This is a genomic window from Candidatus Aeolococcus gillhamiae, assembly GCF_016464765.1.
Lineage (GTDB): Bacteria > Chloroflexota > Dormibacteria > Aeolococcales > Aeolococcaceae > Aeolococcus > Aeolococcus gillhamiae.
This window is the reverse complement of the sequence record NZ_JAEKNS010000153.1, coordinates 1-6,228: the sequence shown is the minus strand read 5'-3', so window position 1 is coordinate 6,228 and position 6,228 is coordinate 1. Positions and strand designations below refer to the sequence as shown.

Genomic DNA, 6,228 nt, shown 5'->3' with positions numbered 1-6,228 from the left:
CGGTTACTCCGGACGAGCTTCGAGCATTACCGTACCGCGTCAGCTTGAGCGACCGCTTGCGGGCGCGGATCGGACAGCACTCATAGGCCCGGGACTCCCGAACGTGTCGCCAAGTGCAAAACAGGATGATCTTGAGTAGGCTGGATGTCCCGGTAGGTGCTAGTTACTGTGGCAGGCATCGCCGTGGTGGCCCCGCGAGAGTGCCGGTTCGCCCGCTGGCGTTTGGCAAAAATGCCCGGCCGTTGGCGCTCCAGAGGCACCGCGAATCGTGGGAGGCCGATTAATCTGTCAGTCTCCGAGCATTCTCGACTTTCTCGCGACGAAGGTCATCCCAGTTTGCGGCGTATGACACATTCCTGCACGAGCGAGGGATCGGGCTGCGCATCGTCACTGGCCGCCTGGCCGGCACCTACAGTCCCACCGATGAGGGGAAGTTTTTCTTCACCATGATGGCCGCCTTCGCCGAGCTCGAACGAGACATGCTCCGCGAACGCACCCTCGCCGGCCTGGCCGCTGCCCGAGCCCAAGGCCGGGTTGGCGGCCGCCCGGTCGTCATGGACGCCGACAAGATCGCCGCCGCCACGGGCCCGCAGAGCCAGCGGCGAAAGCCCAACCCAGATCGCCATAGCCCTCGGCGTCTCCCGCGCCAGCATCTACCGACACCTCGCCGCCACAGGCCAGCGCTGACGACCGGATCAGTCGATGCTCGTTTGGATCTGGTGACAGCGTTCTTACCGGCACCCCAGGTAGCAGGCGGTGGCCGACGTCCCTATACGAAACGGTCGTTTCCTATAGTTACGTCCCGCTCGGTGATGTCCCATCGCAAGGGCGAGCCTTCGCCAGCCTGGCGACGCGGTTCGGACCAGGCCTGTGACCCTTTGGCTCCGTCAGGCCGTCTTTAGCCCGAGGACTGCTCACTCACAACCATGCAGCGGGGGGCAGCCCTTGCTGCCCCCCGCTGAGTAGGGCCGGTGGTTCGTGATTACGCTATGCCCTCAGTCGCAGCTTGATACCGTGTAGCCGCTCGGGAGATTGAACTGCCAGTCTTGGTAATCGGTGTAAGCATGGCCTGAGTTAAAGAAGTCAGCGGTGGCCGAGCCGGAGGCCCCGACTACATCGCTGTTGCCGTTGCCCAGCGCTCGACTGGCTGCCGCCGCTGGCGTCGACAGTCGACGCCTCGTGATGCGCGGCGTACGCGACCCGGATCAGTGTCATCGAACCGAATCGGGCAGCGCTGGGGTCGCTCCAGATGGTCACGGTCATGGCTGCGCGGTCGGAGGGCGACTGACCGTCGCACGGGGTACTGCTGACAGGAACTCGAGCAGCGGGACCACAAGGTCGGGCTGCACCTGCGAGCGCGCCATCTCGCCCTCCGCCTGCACGATCAGCACGCCCCCACTGAGCATGCGGTCAAGCTGGTGGCGCACCTCGAAGCTGTCAGTCCTGGTCAGCGCGGCGAGCTCCTCCACGCTGCGCGGCTGATCGAGGAGGTGGCGCACCAAGCGGAGGCGAGCAGGATCGGCGAGGGAGCGGAGCAGGTCGGCGGTAGGCTGCAGCTCGTCGGGAGAGCCGGCCAGCAGCGCTCGCGCTGCCTGCCAGGCCTCCTGGGGACGCCGGGGCAGCTGCCGTCCGCTGACGTAGCTGGTCTGCATGAGCGCCTCCCCCACCGTGGCACCGGCGCCGCGGCGCGCGACCACGATGTAGATGATCCCAACCACCACCATGGGGATCACCACGTCGAGCCAGCCGGCTCCGATGCCCACTCCGAACAGCCGTCGGCCGAGGGCGAGCAGCCCGGTCACGATGCTGGCGATCACGCCGATGTCGATGGCGGCGGCAATGGAGGCGCGGACAACGCGCGGCACCCGTACCAGCCCGGCACCTGCGGACGGGGGCGTGCGTCTGATGGCGAGGTAGATTCCCAGGCCCATGACGACCAAGATCACGCCCTGCACTGCGAGTTGCTCGACTTGGTTGAAGAAATGCTCGACAGGGATGCCGACGACGGTGCCGAGCGCGACGAACGCGCCCACCCACACGATGGTGGACGGCACCATGGCCACGATGAAGGTGCGCCGCGGCACACGCACGGCGCCGGCCACCAGGGTGGTGTAGATGCGCAGCCCAGGGATCAGCCGGCTAAGCGCTACTCCCATCCAGCCCGCTGACCGCACCCGCGTCGACACGCGCTCGAGGTTGCGCTGCTGATGGAGCCGCTGCGCCAAGGAGAGGAGTCCCCGCTCGCCCACCAGTCGCGCCCAGCTGTACCCAACGATCGAGCCGGCGATGCACACCAGAATCGCGAGCGGAATGAAAGCATACGGGTCGAGTCCGCCGGCGGCGATCAGCAGGCCCGCGGCCAGCAGCACGATCTCTCCTGGGGCGAACGGCAGCGGAACACCGGACTCCTCGGCGAACAGCAGGCCGCAGAGCAGAACGACGGCGACGACGCCGTGGAGACCTTGCAGAAAGTTCAGACAAACACCGTCCCGGTCATCGCTGGACTGGTGAGCAGCAGCACCAGCGGATTACTCTTGACGCTCCGACAAGGGAGGGCTGGCCGGCCTCGGCAGAGGACCCACACGCCCGTGCGTCGAGGTCGTGGCGCCGTCTCGCCGCGACGACAGCGCGTCAGTCCTTGATCTTCTCGGCGACGTGGTGAGCCCTGTCCCTGACTTTCTTGCCGGCGTTCTTCACTGCGCCCGCGGTTTCCTGCTTCTTGCCCTCAGACTTCAGCTGACGGTCGCCGGTGAGGTCCCCGGCCGCCTTCTTGACCCGGCCGACGGCCTTGTCGCTATTTCCGCCCATTTGTCCTGCCTCCGTGATGACAAGTGCGCCTAGCCTAGACCGGGTGTCACCGCCGAGGCAACGCCATCACGGGCCAGGTGACGGGAACGATCTATTCGCGGCGCCTCCCTCCACCACGGTCGACCGGCTCGTCGCGGGTTCCAGTGACCCTCCGGGACACGCCGCTGGCTACTGTGACAGGGGTTGGGGTCAGCGCCCAATGCGCACTGACGGTGCCGAGCGTCGGGGAAGACACCGTGTGGGCGGACCTGGCGTCCGGGCGGCTCGAAGGACGCAGCTCCTGAAGCACGGCGCATTCGCTGCCGGGGCGAAGGACGAGGTGGAACAGCCTCCAACATCGGGCCAGTGAGCGAGAGAGGCCAACAGTGACGCGCGGGCCACGCCGTTTGGCGGGACCTCTTCTTGGATTGCACGAATCTGCGATTGCACGAATCTGCCTCGCCTCGTGCGTTCTCCAACATCTGGCGCCTGTGCTGAGCCCGCACCCGGAAAGGACTATGCGACGTTGAGGTAACGCGCATTGACCGCTCGTCGTTTAGCCGGTACGGTAAAACTATTTCCCGAACTAGGAGGCCACGACGCGCCATGGGTCTAGGAGTCGGAATCGTCTTGATCGCGGTCGGCGCGATTCTCGCCTTTGCGGTCAATGTCGACACGTCTGGCGCGGGGGTGAATCTGCACACGATCGGTCTCATCCTGCTCGCGGTCGGCGTCCTGGGAACGGTGCTGTCCATGTTTTTCTGGTCCTCGTGGGGCGGCTTCACACGTCGTCGCACGACAACCGTGGGTCCTGGGGACACGACGACCACGACCATCGATCACTCGTAGGCAACCTTCCACCCGGCGGTGGAGTGCGCCCCGCGTCGCGCGGCATCGAGAGTCTCTCCCGTGATCTGAGGCCCCCGGGGCAGTTGGCGCTTACCACGCTGGATACCCACCCTCTGGGTGCCTGAGTGCCGACTCTCCGTCTGCCAGCGTGCGACACGCCTCTGAAGGCGGAGTGCACCGCTGCGCCACCGCCGGCGATCGACCGCCCTTGCTGACAACCACCGACGACCCGGCAGTGCGGTGCCTGACGTCCCGCATTGGGCGACAGCGCCGGTTGCTCGAAGTTGGGGCGCTGAACTTGTTTCTATGCTGGCATCCGCCGTCACCGCTCCGGTGATGGCATCCTTTGGGTCAACCGGCGACCAGGCGCGGGGTGGAACGGAGCGATTCCATGAGCGAATCGGTCTCAACGCTGGGGTCGCGATCACAGCGCAGCGCGAGTTGGTGCTGCAGGCGTCGATAGAGGTCGCGCACGGCCTCGCCGTGGCCCAAGCGATGCTGGAGCACGAGCATCTTCTGGAAGATGGCCTCGACGGGGTCTTGATCTAGGCTCAGCGCCTGGTCGAGGGCCTCCACGGCGGCGTCGAGGTCGCCAGCAGTGGCGTGCAGGGTGGCGAGCTCCTCGAGTGCCGCCATTCCCATGCTGCGAACAGCCGTCTCGTCCTCGATGACCCAGTTATAGGCGGCGTTGGCGAAGGGCTCGCCGCGGACGTCCTGGGTAGCGCCGGCGAGGATGGCCCGGCGCGCCTCGGGGTCAGCGGTTTGCCGGGCGGCCGCGCGTCCCGCGACCAGCCGGCCGTAGTCGGAGGAGATGATCTCCTCGTTGAGGCGGAAGCGGCCGCCCACGCACGGCAGGCAGTCGACGCCCCGATCGCCGAGCAGCTCCCGGAGCGCCGCCCTGGTCTTGCGAGTCCCAGCGGCCCACTGATTGGCGTAGTAGCTGCTCGGGTTGCTGGCGCTAAAGGCGTCGACGCCCTGGGCCTCGGTCAGCTCGCCCCGGACCACGAGGAGAGCGAGTACCTGCCGGCCGCTGGCGGGCAGCCCCTTCTCCACCTCGTTGTCGTTGACGCGGACGCGGACTCGGCCAAAGATGCGCACGTCGACGGCTCGCATCTCAAGGGCGGCCATCGCCACCGAGACCGACGCGGCGCGGAACGGCTGGCGGAGCTCGCCAGGCTCGTCGATGACGGTGACGGCCTCTTCCTCATCGGCGCTGACCTCGGGGACGATGTCGGGCCCGCGGCCGGCGGCGACCACGGCGAGCAGCTCCTCGGCCTCCGCTGCGGCGACGTGGTAGAGGAGGCTGGCCCCGTTGACCACTCCGGCGCTCGTGGGCTCGACGGTGCCGTCACCGTCGACCACCAGCGGATGGCCCCCAACAAGCTGACCGGCCGAGCCGAGCACGATCACTGCGATGGCGCACCCTCTGGCGTGGGAGATCACGGCGCGGAGGCGCTCGAGATGAGCGGGGTTGAGGTCGTCGGCGCCAACGACAGCCATGAGCGCTGGCAGCGGGTCGCCGCCGTGGGCCAGCTGCCTCCAGTCATCGAGCTGGTCGCGGTCGAGGATGCGGCGCTGATAGCCGACCTCCCCCTCAAGCTGGGTCAGGAAGGCGTCGATCTCGGGATGGAGTTGGAGACCGGGGGCGGCTGCCGCTCCGGCCATCAGCACACTCGCCGCGTTGCCGCCGATTACTGCGTGGGCCATCTCCCATGGGTGGTGGACGAGAAAGGAGAGCAGCAGGGCTCGGGCCACCGAATCAGCGCCGGCGCCGCCCAGCACCACAGCGTTGAGTTCGTCGATGTCGACGATCACCTCGTCGCCACCAACTCCATGCTGGCCGACCAGAATCCGCCCAGGCACCATCTGCACCGAGGCCAGGGCGGCCTGGAGATCTCCAGCGCTCGGCGCTGATCCAGTGTCGTCGTCGGTGTCGGCGTGGGCCCGCTCCGCGGCCGCAGCCAGGGCGCCGCGGATGCGCAGCATATTGGGGCGTCGGGCCATCAGGGCCACTCGAGAGCGCCTTTGGTCGGACGGGCGCCGTCGCCAGCGCTCGTAGCGTTGGGCGGCGAGCAACAAGGTGGCCAGACCGGCCGCTAGGCCGCCACTGATCAGGCCGTCCCGGGCCAGCGTCACGGTCCATCCTGCCGACGCGGTCGCGCTGCCGCCGCCCCCGGGCTGACCGGTCGGCGAGGCGTTCGGGCGCGGGCCGCCGAGCGCGGCGGGTGCGGTGCTGGCCGGCGATGGTGCGATGGCTGGCGTCGACGACGCTGGTGTAGGGGTTGGGGTGACGGGGCTTGGCGAGGTGGCAGGCGGGGGTGTCGGGGTCGTGACGGGCGGAATCGCCGCGCTCGGCGGCTCGGCAACCGCCCCCGGCACATCAAGCTGCCAGTGGGGATAGATCCAGTGCGGGTCCTCGAACCTCCGCCCATCAGCCTCGACGCGATCCTTGTTGGCCTGCCAGATCGCCGGCCATCGGGTGAGGTTGTGAAGCTCGCGCCCGGCGATGCCCCAGAGGGTGTCTCCGGAGCGGACCTCGACCTGCTCCGTGCGCGCTGACGCCGCCGACGCGGGGCCCGGAGACCCCGCGTC

At 68.0% G+C, this 6,228-nt stretch carries 5 protein-coding genes and 1 pseudogene; 3 read left to right on the top strand and 3 right to left on the bottom strand.

The window, feature by feature from the left end:
• Positions 1-356: 356 nt before the first annotated feature.
• A pseudogene (locus JF886_RS16855) lies at positions 357-473 on the top strand (recombinase family protein); the annotation flags it as partial.
• 151 nt (positions 474-624) lie between these two features.
• Positions 625-687: a hypothetical protein gene (locus tag JF886_RS16970; protein ID WP_502711443.1), complete on the top strand. Its 63-nt coding sequence runs from the start codon at positions 625-627 to the stop codon at positions 685-687.
• 572 nt (positions 688-1,259) lie between these two features.
• Here the strand turns inward: JF886_RS16970 and JF886_RS15665 are convergent.
• Positions 1,260-2,369 carry a VTT domain-containing protein gene (locus JF886_RS15665; RefSeq protein ID WP_337314132.1) on the bottom strand — a complete coding sequence of 370 codons (1,110 nt, stop codon included), beginning with the start codon at positions 2,367-2,369 and terminating at the stop codon, positions 1,260-1,262.
• A gap of 262 nt (positions 2,370-2,631) precedes the next feature.
• Positions 2,632-2,808, bottom strand: a complete 177-nt coding sequence (locus JF886_RS15660; protein WP_337314130.1) for a CsbD family protein — start codon at positions 2,806-2,808, stop codon at positions 2,632-2,634.
• 585 nt (positions 2,809-3,393) lie between these two features.
• Here JF886_RS15660 and JF886_RS15655 point away from each other — a divergent pair.
• The gene (locus JF886_RS15655) at positions 3,394-3,636 is read left to right on the top strand and encodes a DUF6458 family protein (RefSeq protein WP_337314128.1); all 243 of its coding nucleotides are present in this window, start codon (positions 3,394-3,396) and stop codon (positions 3,634-3,636) included.
• A gap of 351 nt (positions 3,637-3,987) precedes the next feature.
• Here JF886_RS15655 and JF886_RS15650 read toward each other — a convergent pair.
• A partial coding sequence (locus JF886_RS15650) for a BTAD domain-containing putative transcriptional regulator (protein WP_337314126.1) occupies positions 3,988-6,228 on the bottom strand: 2,241 nt, incomplete at its 5' end.

Bases quoted from the DNA above. Each gene is read 5' to 3' on its own strand.
- JF886_RS15660 (WP_337314130.1), bottom strand. From the start codon at position 2,808: ATGGGCGGAAATAGCGACAAGGCCGTCGGCCGGGTCAAGAAGGCGGCC.
- JF886_RS15655 (WP_337314128.1), top strand. From the start codon at position 3,394: ATGGGTCTAGGAGTCGGAATCGTCTTGATCGCGGTCGGCGCGATTCTC.